Source organism: Niallia sp. MER 6 (assembly GCF_023714395.1).
Taxonomy (GTDB): Bacteria; Bacillota; Bacilli; order Bacillales; family Cytobacillaceae; genus Niallia.
Window position 1 is genome coordinate 188,988 of sequence record NZ_JAMAUK010000002.1, and the last position, 21,279, is coordinate 210,266.

The window sequence follows — 21,279 nt, forward strand, 5'->3', positions numbered from 1 at the left end:
ATTATATCCAAACAAACAACCTCCTTTTAATTAATTAATCCAATCTAATCGATCAATAAACTGGTAGAAATCCTCAAAAACCTCGTCCTTTTCTTTATCATGTGTAATAACATGGCCAGAATTCTCATACCATTTGATCTCTTTATCATCACTTTCCACTTCATTATAGATAATATTTGCACTATCTGTATTAATCATGTGGTCATGTCTTGCTTGTATAACAAAAACAGGGGAATAAATTAAATCCACTGATTGACGGACATCTGCAATCAAGCCTTGCAGCTCTTTTAACGTATTCATCGGGGCGAATTCTGCCATTTCTTGTTCAATGACTTCCTCCGATTTTCCTTCCCTAACCTTATAGTTACGAGCATATTCAAGGACGCCCTCATACATGACTTCTTCGCTTTTAATATACATTGGAGAACACATTGTTACGATACCCTTTACAGGTACAGTGTAACCTAACTTAAGAGAAAATACCCCGCCTAGAGAAAGTCCGCCCACTGCAATTTCTTCATAACCTTTTTCTTTCAAGAAATTATAGCCTGCCTGAACATCTTTCCACCAATCTTCTGGCCCATACTGCACAAGGTCCTCTGGCGGCACTCCATGGCCTTTATACAACGGAATATAGCAGCTGTATCCTTTAGTATTCAAATAGCGTCCAAGCATTCTTACATCTGATGTGTTGCCTGTGAAGCCGTGCAGCAGCAATACAGCACGTTTATTACTTCCTTCAAAATACAACGGCTTTTGTTCCACTAATTTCATTTTAAAAACACTCCTTGCCTTATCTTTTCCCATTTCCATCGGATTAACATATGTATAGCTGATTTTCTTTTTAGTAAATCTCATCCTATTTTAGGCAGAAAAAAGGATAAGAATCCAGCAAAAAGCTTCCAAAACCCCTCTTGCAGAAAAAAAACCTGACCGCATCCGGCCAGGTTTTTCATCTATACCGTTCAGCTATTAAATATCGAAATAGCTGACTGCAATCGTTAAAGCAAAGAACAAAATTGACAGTACGATTGTTGTATTATGAAGTATTAAGTCTAAACCGCGAGCTTTTTGTTTACCGAAAAGCTGTTCTGCCCCACCTGAAATGGCCCCGGATAGACCTGCACTTTTTCCTGATTGCAGAAGCACTACTACAATAAGAGCAAGAGCAACAATAATCAGTAATGTTAATAAGATTGTGTGTAACATACAAGCACCTCCATTAAAACGAACATACATTACTCTTAATGTACCATAATTTATCTTGTCCCACAATAGCATTACAACGGTTTTATCCAAGTTGTGGCAACAAAAAAGCACCTGACACAAAAATGTCAGGTGCTTGAAGTTCAAACCTTATTTAGTAAGGTTGTAGAAAGATTTAAGACCATCGTATACAGCTAGGTCGCCAAGCTCGTCTTCGATGCGAAGAAGTTGGTTGTACTTAGCAATACGGTCTGTACGAGAAAGTGAACCAGTTTTGATTTGGCCAGCGTTAGTAGCAACAGCGATGTCAGCGATTGTTGCATCTTCTGTTTCACCAGAACGGTGAGATACTACTGCAGTGTAACCTGCACGTTTAGCCATTTCGATAGCTTCGAAAGTTTCAGTCAAAGTACCGATTTGGTTAACTTTGATAAGGATTGAGTTAGCAATTCCTTTTTCGATACCTTCAGCCAATTTTTTAGTGTTTGTAACGAATAGATCGTCACCAACCAATTGTACTTTAGAACCGATGCGGTCAGTCAACAATTTGTGACCTTCCCAGTCGTTTTCGTCAAGACCATCTTCAATAGAGATGATTGGGAATTCGTTAACTAGCTCTTCGTAGAAAGATACTAGCTCTTCAGAAGTTAAGCCAGTGCGGCCTTCTCCAGCAAGATCGTATTTACCAGTTTCTTTGTTGTAGAACTCAGAAGAAGCAACGTCCATTCCAAGCAAGATGTCTTTACCAGGCTCATAGCCAGCTTTTTTGATTGCTTCGATGATAACTTCAAGAGCTTCACGGTTTGAACCAAGGTTTGGAGCGAATCCACCTTCGTCACCTACAGCTGTGTTCAAGCCTTTTGCAGATAGAACTGATTTAAGTGCATGGAACACTTCAGCACCATAACGCAATGCTTCTTTGAATGTTGGAGCACCTACTGGCAAGATCATGAACTCTTGGAAGTCCACGTTGTTGTCAGCGTGAGAACCACCGTTGATGATGTTCATCATTGGAGTTGGCAATTGCTTAGCATTGAATCCGCCAAGGTAACGGTACAATGGAAGACCAACAACTTCAGAAGCAGCGTGAGCTGCAGCCATAGATACACCAAGGATAGCGTTAGCACCTAATTTACCTTTGTTTTCAGTTCCGTCAAGCTCGATCATAGTTCTGTCGATTCCAGCTTGGTCAGTAACGTCCATACCGATGATAGCTTCAGCGATAACTTCGTTTACGTTTTCTACTGCTTTAAGAACACCTTTGCCAAGGTAGCGTGATTTGTCGCCGTCACGCAATTCTACTGCTTCGTATTCACCAGTTGATGCACCAGATGGAACAAGTGCACGACCGAAAAAACCTGATTCTGTTAAAACTTCTACTTCTACTGTTGGGTTACCGCGTGAGTCTAATACTTCGCGAGCATATACATGTTGAATGTATGGCATAATAAATTCTCTCCTTTTAATAAATCAATTATTTTTTAATGATAGATGTACCAGTCATTTCTGCTGGTTGTTCAAGTCCTAATAACTCAAGCATAGTTGGAGCCAAATCTCCAAGCTTTCCTTCTTGAAGCTCGACACCAGGCACTGTCACAATGACAGGCACAGGGTTTGTTGTATGTGCAGTCATAGGTTTCCCATCAAGTGTTACCACTTCATCTGAGTTACCATGGTCTGCTGTAATGATAGCTTTGCCGCCTTTTTCTTCAATCAGTGTGATGATTTTGCCTAAGCATTCATCAACAGTCTCGATAGCCTTGATAGTAGGTTCAAGCATTCCGGAGTGCCCAACCATATCAGGGTTTGCAAAGTTTAAGATGATAGCATCAAAATTATCTGCTTCAATCTCTTTTAGAAGTGCATCTGTCACTTCATAAGCGCTCATTTCTGGCTGCAAGTCGTATGTTGCAACTTTAGGAGAGTTGATCAAAATACGCTTTTCACCAGGGAATTCCGCTTCACGTCCACCGCTCATAAAGAACGTTACGTGTGGGTATTTTTCCGTTTCCGCAATGCGGAGCTGAGTTAATCCATTTTGGGAAATAACTTCACCTAATGTGTTATCCAAGTTTGTCGGCTTGAAAGCAACATACCCTTTTACTGTTTCACTGAAATGAGTTAAGCATACGAAATATAAATCTTTCGGATGATTTTCTCCGCGATCGAATGAACGGAAGTCCTCATTTGTGAATACATTAGAGATTTGGATTGCACGGTCTGGACGGAAGTTATAGAAAATTACTGCATCTTCGTCTTGAATGGTTGCAACCGGCTTACCGTCTTCTTTAGTAATAACAGACGGAAGTACGAATTCGTCAAAGATACCATTTCTGTAGTTATCTTCTACAACATCCAATGGGTTGGAGTAGCTAGGTCCTTCACCATAGGCCATTGCACGGTAGGATTTTTCAACACGGTCCCAGCGCTTATCTCTATCCATAGAATAGTAGCGTCCTGAGATTGTCGCAAATTCACCTACACCGTATTCTTCTATTTTTTCTTGTGTAGCCTTAATGTATTTTTCCGCAGTCTTTTGACCGACGTCTCGGCCGTCTAGAATTCCGTGAATATATACATTTTTTACACCCTCGTCTTTTGCAAGGCGAAGAAGGGCATACATATGTTCAATATGGCTGTGAACTCCTCCATCTGATAAAAGACCGAACAGATGAAGATTCTTGCCTTTTTCCTTCACATGCTTGATGGCATTTACGAAAGTTTCGTTCTTAGCGAACTGACCTTCTCTGATTGCCACATTCACTCTTGTCAAGCTTTGGTAAACAATACGTCCTGCTCCAATGTTCAAATGGCCAACTTCAGAGTTACCCATTTGTCCTTCTGGAAGACCTACATCTTCACCGCTCGCAACAAGTGTTGTGTGAGGATATTGATTCCAGTATTTATCAAAGTTTGGCTTTTTTGCTTGAGCAACAGCATTTCCCATACGTTCGTCTCTCAATGCAAAGCCATCCAAAATGATCAATGCTACAGGAGATTTACTCATGCCTTACCTTCCTCCAATAATTGCAGGAAGCTTTGTGCTTCTAAGCTAGCTCCTCCTACAAGAGCACCATCGATATCAGGCTGTGCCATATATTCTTTGATGTTCTCAGGCTTAACGCTGCCGCCGTATTGAATGCGGATGCTTTCTGCTACTTCTGGAGAAAACTGTTCGCTTACTGTTTTACGGATATGTGCGCAAACTTCGTTAGCATCAGCTGATGTAGAAGATTTGCCTGTTCCGATTGCCCAGATTGGCTCATAAGCTACAACTGTTGCTTTAGCTTGCTCATCTGTAAGACCAGCTAGAGCTTTTGAAACTTGAGAAGCAACGAATTCGTTTGTTTCGCCGTTTTCTCTTTGCTCAAGCGTTTCACCACAGCAAACGATTGGAGTTAAGTTGTTTTCAAATGCTGCAATCGTTTTTTTGTTAACAGCTTCGTCTGTTTCATTGAAGAACTCACGGCGTTCAGAGTGTCCAAGGACAACGTATTTAGCACCGATGTTTTCCAAAGCTACAGGGCTGATTTCACCTGTGAAAGCACCATTTTTTTCGAAGTGCATGTTTTGTGCACCAATTTTCACTTCTGTGCCGTCAGTCAATTCTACTAATTGACCGATGAATAGAGCAGGAGCAACAACTACTGCATCAACCTGTTCACTAGAAGGAATTGATTCTTTAATTTCTTGGATAAAGTCCACTGCTTCAGGAAGTGTTTTGTTCATCTTCCAGTTTCCAGCGATAATAGGTTTGCGCATGTATAACATCCTTTCATGCTTGGTTAATTATTATTTATCGTTAAGAGCTACTACACCTGGAAGTTCTTTGCCTTCCATGAATTCCAACGAAGCACCGCCACCTGTTGAAATATGGCTCATTTTGTTTGCAAGGTCAAACTTCTCAACTGCTGCTGCAGAATCTCCACCACCGATGACAGAGTATGTATCTTGTGATTCAGCAAGAGCTGTTGCTACTGCTTTTGTTCCTTTAGCAAATGTATCTAATTCAAACACACCCATTGGTCCGTTCCAGATAACCAATTTAGAGTTTTTGATAACATCTGCATAGATTTCTCTTGTTTTTGGACCGATGTCCAACGCTTCCCAATCAGAAGGGATTTCTTCGATGGAAACAGTTTGTGTGTTAGCATCGTTAGAGAAGTCGTCTGCAACTGTTACATCTACAGGCATGTAGAATTTAACACCTTTTTCTTTCGCTTTTTCCATATAAGATTTCGCTAGTTCGATTTTATCTTCTTCAAGAAGAGACAATCCGATTTCATGGCCAAGTGCTTTTACGAATGTATAAGCTAATCCGCCACCGATGATCAAGTTATCTACTTTATCAAGAAGGTTATCGATTACGCCGATTTTGTCTTTTACTTTAGCTCCACCGACGATAGCTGTGAATGGACGGTCTGGATTTGAAAGTGCTTTTCCTAATACATCAAGCTCTTTTTCCATTAATAGACCAGATACAGCTGGGATATGGTGTGCAATACCTTCAGTTGAAGCATGTGCACGGTGTGCTGCACCAAATGCATCGTTTACGAATACATCAGCTAGTTCAGCATAGCTTTTTGCTAGTTCTGCATCGTTTTTCTCTTCACCAGCATTGAAACGTACGTTTTCAAGCAATAGCACATCGCCTTCAGACAGCTTGCTGATTTCAGCTTTAACAGCTTCACCATAAGACTCATCTGTTTTTACAACATTTTTGCCAAGTAGCTCAGAAAGACGTGCAGCAACTGGAGTTAAACGCAATTCTTCTACCACTTCACCATTTGGACGGCCTAAGTGACTTGCTAAAATTACGATAGCACCTTTTTCTACTAACTCGTTAATAGTTGGTAGTGCTGCTTGAATTCTTGTTTCATCCGTGATTTTTTGATCCTTCATCGGAACGTTGAAGTCAACACGAACAAATACTTTTTTGCCTTTTAAATCGATATCGCGAATCGTTTTCTTGTTCATTAAATGAGACCCTCCACTTGCATTATTTTAAGCTTTTAATCCGTATCCACTAAAGATTGCAAAGCTATTTTTAAAAGAGCGGAAACAAAGCTGTTTCCGCTGTTTGATTAAGGGCTTTAGCTTAACAAAATTATTTTGTAGCTAATTGTGCAAAGTGTTTAACTGTTCTTACAAGTTGGTTTGTGTAAGACATTTCGTTGTCATACCAAGCAACAGTTTTAACCAATTGCTTGTCGCCAACTGTCATAACTTTAGTTTGAGTTGCATCGAACAATGAACCATAGCTGATTCCGATGATGTCAGAAGAAACGATTTCGTCTTCAGTGTAACCGTAAGACTCGTCAGCAGCTGCTTTCATTGCTGCGTTAACTTCTTCAACTGTTACTTTTTTGTCAAGAACTGTTACAAGCTCAGTTAATGAACCAGTTTTAACAGGTACACGTTGTGCAGCTCCGTCTAATTTACCGTTAAGTTCTGGCAATACTAGACCGATAGCTTTAGCAGCACCAGTTGAGTTAGGGATGATGTTTTCTGCAGCAGCACGAGCGCGGCGGAAGTCACCTTTTGGATGTGGAGCGTCAAGAGTGTTTTGATCTCCAGTGTAAGCATGGATAGTTGTCATTAGTCCTTCAACGATACCGAAGTTGTCTTGAAGTGCTTTTGCCATTGGAGCTAGGCAGTTTGTAGTACAAGAAGCACCAGAGATAACTGTTTCAGTACCATCAAGAATGTCATGGTTTACGTTGTAAACGATTGTTTTCATTTCACCAGTTGCAGGTGCAGAGATAACAACGTTTTTAGCGCCAGCTTGGATATGAGCTTCAGCACTTTCTTTAGTTGTGAAGAAACCAGTAGATTCGATAACTGTATCTACGTTAAGCTCGCCCCATTTAAGGTCAGCTGGGTTTCTTTCAGCAGTAGTTACTACTTTTTTACCGTTTACTAGGAAGTAACCTTCGTGTACTTCGATTTCACCTTGGAAAGTACCTTGAGATGAATCATATTTTAAAAGATGTGCCAGCATTTTAGTATCAGTTAAATCATTGATAGCCACTACTTCCAATTCTGGGTTTTCCATGATTTTTCTGAATGCTAAACGTCCGATACGTCCAAATCCGTTAATACCAACTTTTACTGTCATTATTATTTCCTCCTCTAAATTTAGAGATAATTATATATAAAGGGATTTCCCATTATATCAAGTTTTTTGCCGCTCCTTCATCTGTGATCAGAATGGTAGAGGGTGGCGCTTTTTTTAAATAGGCTCTAATAGCCTTTGATTTTGACGATCCTCCGGCAACTGCGATTACATTTGGAACAGTAGAAAGATTTTCAAGTCTAAGGCCGATCGTCTGAACCTTATGGACAACCTCTCCGTCTTCATTAAAGTAATAACCAAATGCTTCACCGACAGCATTTGCCTGCACGATTTTTTCCAGGTCACTTGCACTTGTACTGCGGCGTTCTGCCATTGTAATGGCATCTCCAATTCCATGAATAAGCAGGCTAGCTGATTTAATCAACTGTAAAACTTCATTGATGCGGGCATCTTTGACAATGCTTTTGTACATCTCCTTGCTCACTTCATCAGGAGCATACAGGACACGATGCTTGCTGTCTGTGCGATCAGCCATCATGGAACAGATCGTATTGGCCTGGTTTTTAACATCTTCCCCAATGCCGCCACGCGCCGGAACAAACAGCCATTCACCGTCCACTATGTTAGGCGTAAGCATCTCTGCCACTGCAGCCATCGTGGTTCCACCATTAACTGCGATGATATTATTGCCTTTTAATAGTGATTTCATACTATTAGCTGTTGCAAGTCCCAGTTCTTTTTTCAACCATGGAGAATGATCGCTGTCTCCAGCTACAATAATCACCCTTTTGATATGCAGCTTCTTTTCAAGCTCTTTCTCCATTTCGTTAATACCCGTTACTTCCCTCATTACACTAGAAAGACTTTCCAAAGTTTCTTCGCCAATTGGAGTGAGTGTCATGCCAATGTTCGTAATATGTATAAGCTTCTGATCTTTTAAGAACTCCACTTCGCTCCTGAGCACTCGTTCCGTCAATCCAAGGCTTCCCGCCAAGCTTCTTCTGCCGACAGGCTGCATATTGCTGATGTGATGAAGAATGTAATATCTTTTTTGCATAATTACGAGTAAATCAGGCAATAATCTTTTTTGAATCTCGATAAATGAATTCATTCTTGGTGCCCCTTCACTTACAGTGGTCATTTGAAGTCCCGCATAGACATATTATGTCCCACAATCTCCAAAAAAAATCATTTCCTGCTACAAACTCATTCTATCACCAGCGAATAGCAAATTCAACTTATAAACGTCCATTTTTCAAGAAATTTGACGAAAATTCGAAGATGGTTCGCATGTGAATTTCATCACGTTTTCATTGCTTTCATTCTATATAAACAGGAACAGCAGCAAAAAAGGATAAAGATTTAGAAATGGTTAGATAGCTCGTCCCTGTAATAGGAGCGGAATTCTATATCCTCACTCTCAAAGGAATTCAAACAAAAAAGACTGTCGAAAATCCCATAAAGAGATTGTCAACAGTCTTTTTTTCAAATAGCGCCCTCGAAGGGAATCGAACCCCTATTTCAAGAACCGGAATCTTGCGTGCTATCCATTACACCACGAGGGCAGAATTTTTTAAAGAACGTTTTGATTATATGATATGTTTCGCTTTAATGCAAGGAATAATTGTTTAAAAATATCCAGTCTGGGTATCATGGTAAGGATAAAATCTTATTGTAAAAACATGAATGGAATGACAGTGACATAAAGTGTCGAAGGATATTTTGCTGTATCCGAACGTAAACGTTTGACCTTAATTGACCATCCGTGTATCATTAGGATTACATACAGTAATGAATTTATTTCACTACTGAAGAAACACATACTTATAAAGCAAAATTTATTTTTAAAGGAGGATTTTTTTATGAACTTAATCCCTACAGTTATCGAACAAACGAATAGAGGGGAACGCGCTTATGATATTTATTCCCGTCTGTTAAAAGACCGCATCATCATGCTTGGAAGTGCGATTGACGATAATGTTGCTAACTCTATCGTTTCACAGCTCTTGTTCCTAGATGCTGAAAATCCTGAAAAGGACGTTTCCCTATACATTAACAGCCCTGGCGGTAGCATTACTGCTGGGATGGCTATTTATGACACAATGCAGTTCATCAAGCCGAATGTACAAACAATCTGCATCGGTATGGCTGCTTCTATGGGTGCTTTCTTGCTTGCAGCTGGTGAAAAAGGCAAACGTTATGCCCTTCCAAACGCTGAAGTTATGATTCATCAGCCACTTGGCGGAGCACAAGGTCAAGCTACAGAAATCGAAATTGCTGCAAAACGCATCCTGTTCTTGCGTGACAAGCTGAATGGTATCCTTGCAGAGCGTACTGGCCAGCCAATCGATATTATCGCAAAAGACACAGAGCGTGATAATTTCATGACAGCAGAAAGAGCGAAAGAGTATGGTTTAATTGACAATATTATCACTCGCAATGAACTGTCAGACAAAAAAGATAAATAATAAAAAAAGGAACACCTCGCAATAAAGCGCGAGGTGTTTTTATAATAATTTTTCCAATGTTTTAAGCGCTTCCAATTCATCGCTGCCATCAATAATAAGTTTAATGTCCGCACCTGAGTGTATCGCCAGGCCCATAATTCCCATGATACTCTTCGCGTTTACTCTTCTTCCTTCTTTCTCAATATAAACTTCAGAAACATAGTTTGTCGCTTCTTGAACAAATATCGCTGCAGGTCTTGCTTGTAAGCCTGATTTCAATGTTACTTTAATATCTCTTTCTACCACCTGAAATCTCCTCCCCGATTTAAAATATACAAGGAGGATAATATACCCTTACAACTTAAAGTTTTAAGATATATTATCCCTCTATACTTATTATACTTGTTCTCCTCTGCGTAGCGCATCAGCAATTTCATCTATTTTTCTCAGCCTGTGGTTAATACCGGATTTACTGATATTCCCGGAGGAAACCATTTCGCCAAGCTCCTTTAAAGTCACATCCTGATAAGCTACTCTCAGCTCGGCAATTTCACGCAGCCTGTCTGGGAGCACTTGAAGTCCAACCGTCCGTTCAATAAAGCGGATATTTTCCACCTGTCTCAATGCGGCGCCAATTGTTTTGTTCAGGTTGGCAGTCTCACAGTTAACAAGCCTGTTAACAGAATTTCTCATATCCCTAACAATCCGGATATCCTCAAAGCGAAGCAAAGCTCCGTGAGCACCGATGATATTTAGGAATTCTGTAATTTTTTCCGCTTCTTTCAAATATGTGATGAAGCCTTTCTTTCTCTCCAGCACTTTGCTGTTTAAATCGAAAGTATTCATCAGATTGCTCAATGCAACAATATGCTCTTTGTAAAGTGATGTTATTTCCAAATGATAGGAGGATGTTTCCGGGTTATTGACAGAGCCTCCCGCAAGAAAGGCCCCTCTCAAATAAGAGCGTTTGCAGCATTTTTTCTTAACAAGGTCTTCTGCAATTTCATGTGTAAACATAAAGCCCTCTGTTAAAATGCTCAAGCTTTCCAAAATTTCCTTCGCTTTCGTGGAAAGTCTTACAATATACACATTGTTTTTTTTGAGTCGCATCTTCTTTCTCACCAACAGCTCGACAGGTATGTCGTAATACTTTTTGATGAGTGTATATATTCTTCTTGCAATCGCGGCATTTTCTGTCTGAATGTCCACCACCAGCTTTTGGTTGGAAAAGGATAAAGTGCCATTCATCTGGATCAGGGCAGACAGCTCTGCCCTGCCGCAGCAATCTTTAACTTCAATAGTCGTTAATTCTTTTTTCGTCTCTGAAGCGAAAGACATACCTTCACCCCCATTTTAAAACGCAAACCCTATTCCCTGTTATTGATCGGCTTTCAGTTCTGGATCAAGCATAGAATAGAGGATTTTCGCCACTTCCAACGTGTTATGGCGGATGACCTTTTCCTCCAGGCTGATAATTTCTCCAAGAATGACTTCTAGTCCAAGCTTCTCTAATTTCTCTGTATCAAAAAAGACAGGTTTTGCTTTCTCTTCATTATACCGTTCCAGAACGTTCGCTGGGATATTTTCTTTATTTACCAATATTGTGTTTAAAAAAGGCTCTGGCATATGCTCATAAATAGCCTTAACATGATCGCTCGCTGAGTAATCAAGAGTTTCGCCGGCTTGTGTCATGATGTTGCAAATATAAACTTTCTTTGCAGCTGCTGTCATGATTTCCCTGCTTATTTCAGGCACAACAAGATTTGGAAGGATGCTCGTATAAAGACTTCCCGGTCCAATCACAATCAAGTCTGCATGACGGATTGCCTGAATTGCTTCAGGCAGCGGCGTCGCATGTTCCGGTGTTAAAAACACCTCTTTTATTTTCTTCCCGCTCTCGGGAATTCTTGACTCACCTGTAACGATTGAACCATCTTCCATTCTTGCATTTAAAACTACACTGTGGCTTGTAGCCGGCAATACTTTTCCGCGCACATTAAGCACTTTGCTCATTTCCTGAATGGCATAGGTGAAATTACCAGTAATCGATGTCATCGCTGCAATAATCAAGTTGCCTAAAGAGTGTCCATTTAAATCCTTGCTGTTCGAAAACCGGTGCTGAAACATTTCCTCCACCAACGGTTCGACATCGGATAATGCAGCCAGTACATTTCTAATATCACCTGGTGCAGGAATGTCCAAATCATCACGCAGCCGGCCCGAACTTCCTCCATCATCTGCAACAGTGACAATAGCTGTAATGTCCAAAGGATACTTCTTTAATCCTCTCACAAGGACAGACAAGCCGGTGCCGCCACCGATAATTACAATTCTCGGATGCTCCACTTCATTCATGCTTTTTGGTCCTTTCTCCTCTCCATGTCACGATGAGTTATTTCGACATGATAATCACCTTCGAAATGTTTGCCAATATACTCCGATAAGGCAACAGAACGATGCTGGCCGCCAGTGCAGCCAATTGCTACAACGAGTTGGGACTTCCCTTCCCTTTTATACTGCGGAAGCATAAAGGTAAGCAGATCAATGACTTTTTCAAGAAATTGGCCTGTTTCTGTCCATTTCAATACATAGCTGGACACATCAGCATCTAATCCTGTTTTTGGTCTCATATGCTCAACGTAATGAGGGTTTGGTAAGAAACGAACATCAAATACTAAATCAGCATCAATCGGGATGCCATGCTTAAAGCCGAAGCTCATGACATTCACCGTAAAAATCGTATCTTTATTCGCTGAAAACTCCATTAATATTTTTTCTCGCAATTCTCTTGGAGAGCTTTTCGATGTATTGTAAATGATTTGTGCTCTGCCTTTTAGCTCCTCAAGCAATTCTCGCTCCATTTCAATTCCTTCAAGGGGAAGGCCTGAGGGTGCAAGAGGATGCGATCTTCTTGTTTCCTTATATCTTCTGACTAAAGTGCTGTCATCTGCATCCAGAAAGAGCACTTTCGGCACTACCCAGGATTTTGCCAAATCATCCAATGCACTGAATAAATTGTCAAAAAACTCTCTGCCCCGCAAATCCATCACAAGGGCAACCTTATTCATCTTATTCTCTGATTCCTTCATAAGTTCAAGAAACTTTGGCAAAAGAGTAGGCGGCAAGTTGTCTACACAGAAAAACCCTAAGTCCTCAAAGCTTTGTATGGCCACTGTTTTACCAGCCCCAGACATACCTGTAATAATAACAACTTGCGGCTCGTTCACCACACTCGCACCCATGCTCATTCCCCCTTTAATGTTTTAGCTTGGATCCAACCGGTAGCTAATCAGTTCAAAATCAGGCGTATATGTGAATGTTCCATATATAATTCCATTGCCGTGAATCATATAATCCAAGATGTGATAGTCTCCTTCTGCCATCGGCAGATTTTTGATATTTTCAATATCATGCCAAACTATTTTTCCTTCTTCAGACTCATCCACATGAACTCCGTCAGCGTTTGTGGAGAAGAAGGTGAACATCATCCATTCAGAAGTTATTTTGTCGCCATCCTTGATAATGAACGTGAATATTCCTTTAATATTGGGATTTCTTAAGTATATACCTGTTTCTTCTCGGAATTCTCTGATGCATGAGTCTCTTACAGACTCCCCTGGCTCCATCTTACCGCCTGGAGCAACCCACCAGCCTCTTCTTGGCTTTTGCAAAAGGAGCACCTTATTATCCTTCAGTAACAGGCAGTTCGTCACACGCTGCACTATTATCACCTCAAACATTCTGTAATCTCTATGTAGCATGAAACTACTGCTTAGTTCTTATATTATACTATTATTGTGAAACACCCACAATAAAATGCCTTCTTCAAATAAGTTCTGCTATTTCTCTTTAAATAAAGCGCAAAAAAAAGCATAGGCGTTATGCCTATGCACCAAAATATATATCTTAAAAGGGGGTCAATTTCTATTATTATGTTACCCGAATTATATTTCACTACTGTTACAGTACAATTAAAAGAGAGTAACACTTTGAAAGCTTTTTCATTACGCCTTTTGTTGTAATGATTCAGCAAGCTCTTCCACATAATGCTGTGCAGCTTGAGCAGCGATACTGCCGTCTCCCGTAGCTGTAACGATTTGACGAAGTGTTTTTTCACGAATGTCTCCTGCCGCGAAAATACCTGGTACTTTCGTTTCCATACGGTCATTTGTTTCGATATAACCATTTTCGTTCGTAATGCCTAAGTTCTCAAACGGTTTAGACAGAGGCACCATTCCGATATAGATGAACACACCGTCAGCAGCAAGTTCCTGCTCTGTGCCGTCCGTTGTAGAAACAAGTGTTACACTGCCGACTTTTCCGTCTTTTTCATTAATTGCTTTAATTGTGTGATTCCAGATGAAATCAACTTTATCGTTAGCAAACGCTCTGTCTTGCAGAATTTTTTGTGCTCTTAATTCATCGCGGCGATGAACAATTGTTACTTGTGAAGCAAAACGTGTTAAATAAACGCCCTCTTCTACAGCTGAATCTCCTCCGCCGATGACGAACAGCCTTTTTTCTTTAAAGAATGCACCGTCACAAACTGCACAATAGGAAACTCCGCGGCCGCCCAATTCTTTTTCGCCAGGAACACCGACTTTTTTGTATTCAGCACCAGTCGAAATGATAATGGATCTTGCTTTATATTCCTTTGAACCTGCTTTGACTGTTTTATATTCTTTCCCGTCAATAATTTCCTTAATATCGCCATATGCATATTCTGCACCGAATTTTTTTGCATGGTTGAACATTTTATTAGAAAGGTCCGGGCCAAGAATGCTTTCAAATCCAGGGAAGTTTTCTACTTCTTCTGTATTTGCCATTTGTCCGCCTGGAATACCTCTTTCAATCATCAATGTGGAAAGGTTGGCACGGGAAGTATAAACAGCTGCTGTCATACCAGCTGGACCGGCACCAATAATAATTACGTCATAAATTTTTTCTTCCGCCACTTTTAAACACTCCTTTATCTAAACACTCTATATTCATTAACGCACGCGTCAGGACCGCACGCTTTAAATACTAGCTCACTCTTTGTAGTATTACCATCTAATACTATCCTATTAGACACAGTCTCTTTAGTCCAAATATTTGCTCACAAAAGAAAAACTTCCACCATTGTCTCTCCAATGGCGGAATTCTCTTTATCAATCATTATATTTTTTAATGATTTTAATATATTTTTGCAACGTTGCTGTAGACAGACCGTAAAGGCTTGCCATTTCTTTTTGGGAAGTCTTTTCATTTCTGTACTTGCTCCAAATATAATCCATTGCCGCTGCCAAAGCACTGCTGTTATCCATTTTCTCACCTGCTTGAAAGATTTGAATGAAAACAGAAAACCACATTAAATAAAGGCCAGCCTCAATCGTTCCAATCGGGCGGTGCTTGCTGTAAATAATCTCAGCAGTATTGTGTGCATTCAGCAGGATAGGATTAGTGCTTGCACCTGTCTTTACAAATGAAAGATACTCGTTCTCTAATGAAGTGAACGTACTGTTGTCTTTCATTTGTTCCGAAGAAAGGATTGCATCCTTATTTTTCGAAATGGAAGTAAGGAACACAGCAAACAGTCTTTCCTCTTGGTGTATGCTGGAATATCTCTTTAAAATGGAAGGCATATGATCTTCGAAGCCGTTAACTCTGTCTTCTTTTTCTTTCCAAGGTTCATGTCCCGCTTTTTCCGGATTCAGCTCAAGGACTTTTGCCCACACCGTTTGTGCAAATTTCGTCCTGCCGACAAAGTAAGCGGAGGCAGACAGCCAATAATAAAAAGTAGCATCTTCTGTATAACCTTGTTTTTGCAGCTTTCTCAGTAGGAAATAAGCTGCTTCATATTCCCCTACAAGAGCAAAAGTCGTGCCAAGCTTAAATTGATGGTCGACAGAAATCGGTTTGATTTTCTTCAAAATCTCCGTAAGCTGACTGATATTCTCACTATTGCCTTCATAATAAGCAAATACTAGCTTATTGCATAAGGCGTGCAGATTTCCAGCATTCTTTTCGAGCACATCCTCTAAAATGCCATTCGCCTTTTTTACTTCACCTAGATAAAAGTAAGCCAGTGCCAGGTTATTATAAGCAGACCAGTATTCGGGGTAATCAGAAATCACTTTATTCAGCATTTCAACAGCTCTGTTGAAATTGCCTGATTCCAGAAGTTCTCTTGCCTGTTCCTGCCTGGTGATTAGGTCTTCCTCTTCATAAGGCTCCTCTTCTTCCAGATCATCAGACTCTAATGTTAGCACCTCAAGCAAATCCTCTGTATCTTCCCGGAACTCTCCGTCCGGTTCCAGCTTTAAATATAATTTCGCGTGATAATAAGCATCTTTGAAAAATCCTAAATGCGCATAATTATTTGCAAGGAAATAATAACATTCCACCATTTCTTCATCCAGTTCTTCAATAATCAGATGAAGCAGTTCATTGGATTTTTGATATTCTCCAATATCTGCATAAACAATCGCAAGCTGACAAAGAATTGTCGGTTCTCCTGGATCAAGCTGCATCGCTCTTTGCAAATATTTCAATGATTTATTATAATCTCTTTGATGATATGCTTTAATGCCTTTGGAAAAATAATATTCGCCTGTAGGATTAAATGTAATAAGTTTACCCATTGGTTGTAAAGTATTTGAGTCTTTATTCATATAATCCTCCACAATCTATTTAAACTCACGTAGAGCAATTCTTTTGCTTCAACTTATGTAGTATATCATACTTCAAAGGATGCGGAGAAGGCTGTTTCTAGAAAATACATATACATAACTGGAAATATGACACTTCTATGTTTCTTTCCATGATACCGAAGCAATTATTATTCTAACATACAAAAAACTGCCCTCAGGAATAAAGCTGAGTGCTCAAAATCCATCAGACAGTTGTATGATTATTTCTCTTGATGACGATTTTCCAAAACCTTCAGTATTTCGGCAAAAGGAAGATTTTGTTCCCTCAGCAATACAAACAGATGGTAGAGAAGATCAGACGCTTCCCATTTGAGTTCCTCTGTATCACGGTTTTTGGCTGCAATAATAACCTCAGCTGCCTCTTCACCGACTTTCTTCAGGATCTTGTCGACCCCTTTTTCAAACAGGTAAGTCGTGTATGCTCCTTCAGGACGATTTAATTCTCTTTCTTGAATAACAGCTTCCAAGTCTTTCAAAATTTGATAGTTTGCCAATTCCTCAATCGCGGCTTCCTTATTTTGATATAAACTTTCAGCAAAGCAGCTAACCGTTCCATTATGGCAAGCAGGCCCATTTGGTTTAACTAGCACTACAAGGGCATCTTTGTCACAGTCAAATTTAATTTCGGCAATTTGCTGTGTGTTTCCGCTTGTTGCTCCTTTATGCCAAAGCTCATTCCTTGATCTGCTGTAAAACCATGTTTCTCCTGTTGCTAATGATTTTTCCAAAGATTCTTTATTCATGTATGCCAAAGTTAACACTTCTTTTGTTGCGGCATCTTGAACAATTGCTGGTATTAGTCCTTTTTCATCAAACTTCAGCTCGTCTACTGTCATCTCACAAGCACTCCTCTTTCATGTAAATATCCTTTGACTTCATGCACGGAGGTTTCTTTATAATGGAAAATACTAGCAGCAAGTGCTGCATCTGCATTTGCTTCTTGGAACACATCAAGAAAATCCTCTGCATCACCGGCACCGCCAGAAGCAATAACAGGAACAGAAACCGCATCACTTACGGCTTTCGTTAAGGCTAAGTCGAATCCCTTTTTCTCTCCATCTGAATCCATGCTCGTCAGCAATATCTCGCCTGCTCCAAGCTCTACCGCTTCTTTCGCCCATGAAATAACATCTTTATCCACAGGGGTGCGTCCGCCATGTGTGTATACTCTCCATGTTCCCAATTCTTGATCATATTTTGCATCGATGGCAACAACGATGCATTGAGAACCGAAAAAGTTTGCTCCTTCTTTGATAAGGCTGGGATTTGTAACAGCTGCTGTGTTCAGTGAAACCTTATCAGCTCCTGCACGCAAAGTCCTTTTCATATCATCAAGAGAGTTAATTCCTCCGCCGACAGTGAAGGGAATTGCAAGCTCAGAAGCAACTTCCTTAACCACCTCAACCATCGTCTTGCGGCCTTCATGTGATGCTGAAATGTCGAGAAATACCAGCTCGTCTGCTCCCTGTTCATCATAAAACCGAGCAAGCTCAACAGGATCGCCAGCATCTCGCAATTGCACGAATTGCACACCCTTTACGACACGCCCGTCCTTAACATCCAGGCATGGAATGATTCTTTTCGTCAGCATTATCTTTCCACCTCATTAAGCGCATCTCGCAATGTAAAGCGCCCTTCATATAATGCTTTGCCGATAATTGCTCCAGCGACACCGTCCTTGGAATATTGCTTTAGGGCAACTAAATCCTCCAAGCTGCTGACTCCTCCAGAAGCAATAACATCCTTCTTCGTCACTGCCGCCAATTCTTTGACTGCTAGTAAATTAGGACCACTGAGCATTCCATCTGTAGCAATGTCTGTAAAAATAAAGGTTTCAGCACCTGCATCGGCAAATCTTTTCCCTAAATCAACTGCTCTTATTTCAGAGGTTTCAATCCAGCCATGTGTGGCGACAAAGCCATTTTTTGCATCAATGCCAAGGGCGATGGCACTGCCGTATTTCTTTATCATCTCTATTGCGAAATCAGGATTGGAGATAGCAATGCTGCCGATAATGACACGTGTAACCCCATTATCCAAATAATGAACAATATCCTCCTCAGTACGAATCCCTCCGCCGATTTGCACAGAAACACCAAGTTTTTTTGCTGTTTCTATTACAAAGGAATCATTCACTCTTTTGCCGTCTTTTGCTCCATCCAAATCGACCATATGTATCCATTTTGCTCCTTGGTCTGCGAAGCTTTTGGCCATATCAAAGGGAGAATCGCCGTAAACAGTTTCCTTATCGTAATCTCCTTGAAGGAGACGGACACACTTGCCGCCTCTCATATCAATGGCAGGATATAAGGTAAAGCTCATATTGTTCATCCTTTCTTTATAAGCTTCGTAAAGCCGCTCAATAATTCCATCCCAAGCTTGCTGCTTTTTTCTGGGTGGAACTGCATGCCATACACATTGCCTTTTCCGACAACTGCTGGTACTTCCTTGTCATACTCACTGCTGGCGATAATGATTTCATCATCTGTTTCTGCATAATAAGAATGAACAAAATAAACATAGTCATCTTCTAGACCTGTTGTAGCATCAGAATTCTTTTTGAAATGGAGACGATTCCAGCCCATATGAGGCACTTTATACTTCACACCTTCTGCCGATTCCCCTGGAAAACGAACGATTTTCCCTGGCAGTAAGTGCAATCCTTCTGCATGGCCATGCTCCTCACTTTCTTCAAAAAGCAGCTGCATGCCAAGGCATATGCCGAGCAGCGGTTTATCACTTTTCGCATATTCACGGATCATGTCAGACAGGCCAGTTTCGTTCAGCTTCACCATCGCATCCTTAAACGCCCCTACACCAGGAAGAATTAAAGCATCTGCTTCCATCAGCTTTTCTTTGTCCTCAGAAATAAAGTAAGGGATGTCCAATCTTTCCAGTGCTTTGCTCACACTAAATAAGTTGCCCATGCCATAATCGATGATTCCAAGCATTTACAGCATTCCTTTCGTAGATGGAATTCCTTTTACTCTAGGATCAATGGTTGTCGCCTCATCAAGGGCTCTTGCCAACGCCTTAAAGATTGCTTCAATCATGTGATGCGTATTTTGGCCATAGTGAAGGATAACATGCAGATTGATACGTGCTTCTAATGCAAACTTCCACAGAAATTCATGGACAAGCTCTGTATCGAATGTACCTACCTTATTGCTTGGGAATTCTGCCCGAAACTCCAGATGCGGGCGATTGCTTAAATCGACAACTACTTGAGCCAATGTCTCATCCATCGGCACAAAGCTGTTACCGTAACGTTTAATGCCCTTCTTGTCGCCAAGTGCATCCTTTAGTGCCAACCCAAGGCATATGCCGATATCTTCTGTTGTGTGGTGATCATCGACCTCTATGTCTCCATTAGCCTGAACGGTCAAGTTAAATTGGCCATGCTTCGTAAAAAGATCAAGCATATGGTTCATAAAAGGTACACCTGAATCAATTTCGGAGATGCCTTCGCCATCAATATTGTAGGACAATTGGATATTTGTTTCTCCTGTTTTCCTGCTTACCGCTGCTGTTCTTCCCATTTTTAACCCTCCTGTAAAAGATGCTACCTGTTTTTATTTCTTGCTTCGATTGCTCTGGCATGCGCTTCTAAGCCTTCCAGACGGGCAAAGGCAGCTATTTTATGTCCATTTTGTTCAAATGCTCTTTCACTGTATGAAATAATGCTGGATTTCTTCTGGAAATCGTCGACATTCAACGGACTGGAGAACCTAGCCGTTCCATTTGTTGGCAACACATGGTTTGTACCGGCAAAATAATCTCCAACCGGCTCTGAACTGTAACGGCCGATAAAAATAGCGCCTGCATGCTTGATTCTGCCAAGCAATTCAAAGGCATTGTCTGTGATAATTTCTAAATGCTCTGGGGCAATAGCATTAATAGATTCAATCGCTTGATCCATTGTATCTGTTAATACAATTAAGCCATAATCATTGATTGATTTTTCAGCTATTTCCTTGCGCGGCAAGTCACTTAGCTGCTTTTCCACTTCTGCTGCTACTTGTTCAGCAAGCTTACGAGAGGTTGTCACTAACACTGCAGATGCTCTTGTATCATGCTCTGCCTGTGATAATAAGTCTGCAGCCACTTCATTTGCATTTGCTGTATCATCTGCAAGAACAGCAATCTCACTCGGTCCTGCAATCATATCGATATCAACATCGCCATATACTTCTCGTTTAGCTAATGCGACAAAAATATTGCCAGGTCCCACAATTTTATCAACACTTTTAATCGTTTCTGTACCATACGCAAGTGCAGCAACTGCTTGTGCTCCGCCTGCCTTATAAATCTCTTTCACACCGGCAATATGAGCAGCTACTAAAACTGCACTTGGCAGTTTGCCGTCTGCATTTGGAGGTGATACCATCACGATTCTGTCGACTCCGGCAACTTGGGCAGGAACAACATTCATCAGTACAGAGGATGGATATGCTGCTGTTCCGCCGGGAACGTAAACACCAACAGAATCCAAAGATGTTATTTTCTGACCGAGAATGGTGCCGTCTTCCTTTGTTATCATCCAAGATGTTTTAAGCTGATTTTGATGATATGCACGAATATTTTCGGCGGCCTCTTGGATGATCTGGACCATGTCTTTGTCAACATCTTCATACGCAGCCTCTAATTCCTCTGTGCTGACTCGGAGGTTAGATAAATCTGCTTTATCGAATTGGAGTGTATACTCCTTTAATGCGCTATCGCCTTCGCTTTTCACTGTAGCTATTATGTCTTTTACAATCTGTCGCTGTTCCTCTGTTCCTGCGTCAACTGAGCGTTTTAAATAGGAACTGTCTACACCATTTACTATTTTCACCTTCGGGTCTCCCCTCCAAAAATA

Annotated in this window: 22 protein-coding genes and 1 tRNA gene; 1 reads left to right on the plus strand and 22 read right to left on the minus strand. The window is 40.7% G+C overall.

The genetic code is table 11. The annotated features are described in order from the left end of the window. Positions 1 to 30: 30 nt before the first annotated feature. The 9 genes from M3600_RS03495 to M3600_RS03535 form a co-directional block, all read right to left on the minus strand. Positions 31 to 774, minus strand: coding sequence for an alpha/beta hydrolase (locus tag M3600_RS03495; protein WP_233316601.1), 744 nt, complete (start codon positions 772 to 774; stop codon positions 31 to 33). Between the two features lie 198 nt (positions 775 to 972). Beyond that, positions 973 to 1,209, minus strand: a complete 237-nt coding sequence (gene secG / locus M3600_RS03500) for a preprotein translocase subunit SecG (protein WP_233316602.1) — start codon at positions 1,207 to 1,209, stop codon at positions 973 to 975. A 147-nt stretch (positions 1,210 to 1,356) separates the two neighbouring features. Further along, the gene (gene eno / locus M3600_RS03505) at positions 1,357 to 2,652 is read right to left on the minus strand and encodes a phosphopyruvate hydratase (protein WP_233316603.1); all 1,296 of its coding nucleotides are present in this window, start codon (positions 2,650 to 2,652) and stop codon (positions 1,357 to 1,359) included. A gap of 28 nt (positions 2,653 to 2,680) precedes the next feature. After that, complete coding sequence (gene gpmI, locus M3600_RS03510) at positions 2,681 to 4,213, minus strand: 2,3-bisphosphoglycerate-independent phosphoglycerate mutase (RefSeq protein WP_233316604.1); 1,533 nt, start codon at positions 4,211 to 4,213, stop codon at positions 2,681 to 2,683. Next, the gene (tpiA, locus tag M3600_RS03515) at positions 4,210 to 4,968 is read right to left on the minus strand and encodes a triose-phosphate isomerase (RefSeq protein ID WP_233316605.1); all 759 of its coding nucleotides are present in this window, start codon (positions 4,966 to 4,968) and stop codon (positions 4,210 to 4,212) included. The genes gpmI and tpiA overlap by 4 nt, the downstream gene beginning before the upstream one ends. Before the next feature lie 30 nt (positions 4,969 to 4,998). Continuing rightward, a complete protein-coding gene (locus M3600_RS03520) occupies positions 4,999 to 6,183 on the minus strand; it encodes a phosphoglycerate kinase (RefSeq protein WP_233316606.1) in 1,185 nt (394 codons plus the stop codon). Between the two features lie 130 nt (positions 6,184 to 6,313). Further along, a complete protein-coding gene (gap, locus tag M3600_RS03525) occupies positions 6,314 to 7,324 on the minus strand; it encodes a type I glyceraldehyde-3-phosphate dehydrogenase (RefSeq protein ID WP_127738140.1) in 1,011 nt (336 codons plus the stop codon). Between the two features lie 52 nt (positions 7,325 to 7,376). Next, positions 7,377 to 8,393: a sugar-binding transcriptional regulator gene (locus tag M3600_RS03530; RefSeq protein ID WP_233316607.1), complete on the minus strand. Its 1,017-nt coding sequence runs from the start codon at positions 8,391 to 8,393 to the stop codon at positions 7,377 to 7,379. 382 nt (positions 8,394 to 8,775) lie between these two features. Next, a tRNA-Arg gene (locus M3600_RS03535) sits at positions 8,776 to 8,847 on the minus strand. A gap of 297 nt (positions 8,848 to 9,144) precedes the next feature. Between M3600_RS03535 and clpP the strand changes: the two genes are divergently transcribed. Then, positions 9,145 to 9,750: an ATP-dependent Clp endopeptidase proteolytic subunit ClpP gene (gene clpP, locus M3600_RS03540; protein WP_233316608.1), complete on the plus strand. Its 606-nt coding sequence runs from the start codon at positions 9,145 to 9,147 to the stop codon at positions 9,748 to 9,750. Between the two features lie 39 nt (positions 9,751 to 9,789). On the opposite strand, the gene M3600_RS03545 is transcribed toward clpP, so the two are convergent. The 13 genes from M3600_RS03545 to hisD form a co-directional block, all read right to left on the minus strand. Continuing rightward, the gene (locus M3600_RS03545) at positions 9,790 to 10,035 is read right to left on the minus strand and encodes an HPr family phosphocarrier protein (protein ID WP_233316609.1); all 246 of its coding nucleotides are present in this window, start codon (positions 10,033 to 10,035) and stop codon (positions 9,790 to 9,792) included. 90 nt (positions 10,036 to 10,125) lie between these two features. Continuing rightward, on the minus strand, positions 10,126 to 11,067 hold the full coding sequence (whiA, locus tag M3600_RS03550; protein WP_233316610.1) for a DNA-binding protein WhiA: 942 nt from the start codon (positions 11,065 to 11,067) through the stop codon (positions 10,126 to 10,128). Between the two features lie 39 nt (positions 11,068 to 11,106). Continuing rightward, positions 11,107 to 12,084 (minus strand): gluconeogenesis factor YvcK family protein, encoded by a 978-nt coding sequence (locus tag M3600_RS03555; protein ID WP_233316611.1) that lies wholly within the window; start codon positions 12,082 to 12,084, stop codon positions 11,107 to 11,109. Next, positions 12,081 to 12,977: an RNase adapter RapZ gene (gene rapZ, locus M3600_RS03560; protein WP_233316612.1), complete on the minus strand. Its 897-nt coding sequence runs from the start codon at positions 12,975 to 12,977 to the stop codon at positions 12,081 to 12,083. Before rapZ ends, M3600_RS03555 begins: the two co-directional genes overlap by 4 nt. 15 nt (positions 12,978 to 12,992) lie before the next feature. Beyond that, complete coding sequence (locus M3600_RS03565) at positions 12,993 to 13,451, minus strand: NUDIX hydrolase (RefSeq protein WP_192486584.1); 459 nt, start codon at positions 13,449 to 13,451, stop codon at positions 12,993 to 12,995. Between the two features lie 282 nt (positions 13,452 to 13,733). After that, a complete protein-coding gene (gene trxB, locus M3600_RS03570) occupies positions 13,734 to 14,684 on the minus strand; it encodes a thioredoxin-disulfide reductase (RefSeq protein WP_192486583.1) in 951 nt (316 codons plus the stop codon). Positions 14,685 to 14,879: 195 nt separating this feature from the next. Then, entirely contained in the window at positions 14,880 to 16,382 is a 1,503-nt protein-coding gene (locus tag M3600_RS03575) for a tetratricopeptide repeat protein (RefSeq protein ID WP_233316614.1), read from the minus strand. A 239-nt stretch (positions 16,383 to 16,621) separates the two neighbouring features. Then, on the minus strand, positions 16,622 to 17,257 hold the full coding sequence (gene hisIE, locus M3600_RS03580) for a bifunctional phosphoribosyl-AMP cyclohydrolase/phosphoribosyl-ATP diphosphatase HisIE (RefSeq protein ID WP_192486581.1): 636 nt from the start codon (positions 17,255 to 17,257) through the stop codon (positions 16,622 to 16,624). Continuing rightward, positions 17,254 to 18,012, minus strand: coding sequence for an imidazole glycerol phosphate synthase subunit HisF (hisF, locus tag M3600_RS03585; protein ID WP_251644738.1), 759 nt, complete (start codon positions 18,010 to 18,012; stop codon positions 17,254 to 17,256). Before hisF ends, hisIE begins: the two co-directional genes overlap by 4 nt. Continuing rightward, positions 18,012 to 18,743: a 1-(5-phosphoribosyl)-5-[(5-phosphoribosylamino)methylideneamino]imidazole-4-carboxamide isomerase gene (gene hisA, locus M3600_RS03590; protein WP_251644739.1), complete on the minus strand. Its 732-nt coding sequence runs from the start codon at positions 18,741 to 18,743 to the stop codon at positions 18,012 to 18,014. The genes hisF and hisA overlap by 1 nt, the downstream gene beginning before the upstream one ends. 5 nt (positions 18,744 to 18,748) lie before the next feature. Further along, positions 18,749 to 19,372, minus strand: coding sequence for an imidazole glycerol phosphate synthase subunit HisH (gene hisH, locus M3600_RS03595; protein WP_192486578.1), 624 nt, complete (start codon positions 19,370 to 19,372; stop codon positions 18,749 to 18,751). After that, positions 19,373 to 19,960: an imidazoleglycerol-phosphate dehydratase HisB gene (gene hisB, locus M3600_RS03600; protein ID WP_237941894.1), complete on the minus strand. Its 588-nt coding sequence runs from the start codon at positions 19,958 to 19,960 to the stop codon at positions 19,373 to 19,375. A 23-nt stretch (positions 19,961 to 19,983) separates the two neighbouring features. Further along, positions 19,984 to 21,255, minus strand: coding sequence for a histidinol dehydrogenase (hisD, locus tag M3600_RS03605; protein ID WP_251644740.1), 1,272 nt, complete (start codon positions 21,253 to 21,255; stop codon positions 19,984 to 19,986). Between the last annotated feature and the right edge of the window lie 24 nt (positions 21,256 to 21,279).

Bases quoted from the DNA above. Each gene is read 5' to 3' on its own strand.
- M3600_RS03495 (WP_233316601.1), bottom strand. From the start codon at position 774: ATGAAATTAGTGGAACAAAAGCCGTTGTATTTTGAAGGAAGTAATAAA.
- secG (WP_233316602.1), bottom strand. From the start codon at position 1,209: ATGTTACACACAATCTTATTAACATTACTGATTATTGTTGCTCTTGCT.
- eno (WP_233316603.1), bottom strand. From the start codon at position 2,652: ATGCCATACATTCAACATGTATATGCTCGCGAAGTATTAGACTCACGC.
- gpmI (WP_233316604.1), bottom strand. From the start codon at position 4,213: ATGAGTAAATCTCCTGTAGCATTGATCATTTTGGATGGCTTTGCATTG.
- tpiA (WP_233316605.1), bottom strand. From the start codon at position 4,968: ATGCGCAAACCTATTATCGCTGGAAACTGGAAGATGAACAAAACACTT.
- M3600_RS03520 (WP_233316606.1), bottom strand. From the start codon at position 6,183: ATGAACAAGAAAACGATTCGCGATATCGATTTAAAAGGCAAAAAAGTA.
- gap (WP_127738140.1), bottom strand. From the start codon at position 7,324: ATGACAGTAAAAGTTGGTATTAACGGATTTGGACGTATCGGACGTTTA.
- M3600_RS03530 (WP_233316607.1), bottom strand. From the start codon at position 8,393: ATGAATTCATTTATCGAGATTCAAAAAAGATTATTGCCTGATTTACTC.
- clpP (WP_233316608.1), top strand. From the start codon at position 9,145: ATGAACTTAATCCCTACAGTTATCGAACAAACGAATAGAGGGGAACGC.
- whiA (WP_233316610.1), bottom strand. From the start codon at position 11,067: ATGTCTTTCGCTTCAGAGACGAAAAAAGAATTAACGACTATTGAAGTT.
- M3600_RS03555 (WP_233316611.1), bottom strand. From the start codon at position 12,084: ATGAATGAAGTGGAGCATCCGAGAATTGTAATTATCGGTGGCGGCACC.
- rapZ (WP_233316612.1), bottom strand. From the start codon at position 12,977: ATGAGCATGGGTGCGAGTGTGGTGAACGAGCCGCAAGTTGTTATTATT.
- M3600_RS03575 (WP_233316614.1), bottom strand. From the start codon at position 16,382: ATGAATAAAGACTCAAATACTTTACAACCAATGGGTAAACTTATTACA.
- hisIE (WP_192486581.1), bottom strand. From the start codon at position 17,257: ATGACAGTAGACGAGCTGAAGTTTGATGAAAAAGGACTAATACCAGCA.
- hisF (WP_251644738.1), bottom strand. From the start codon at position 18,012: ATGCTGACGAAAAGAATCATTCCATGCCTGGATGTTAAGGACGGGCGT.
- hisA (WP_251644739.1), bottom strand. From the start codon at position 18,743: ATGAGCTTTACCTTATATCCTGCCATTGATATGAGAGGCGGCAAGTGT.
- hisH (WP_192486578.1), bottom strand. From the start codon at position 19,372: ATGCTTGGAATCATCGATTATGGCATGGGCAACTTATTTAGTGTGAGC.
- hisB (WP_237941894.1), bottom strand. From the start codon at position 19,960: ATGGGAAGAACAGCAGCGGTAAGCAGGAAAACAGGAGAAACAAATATC.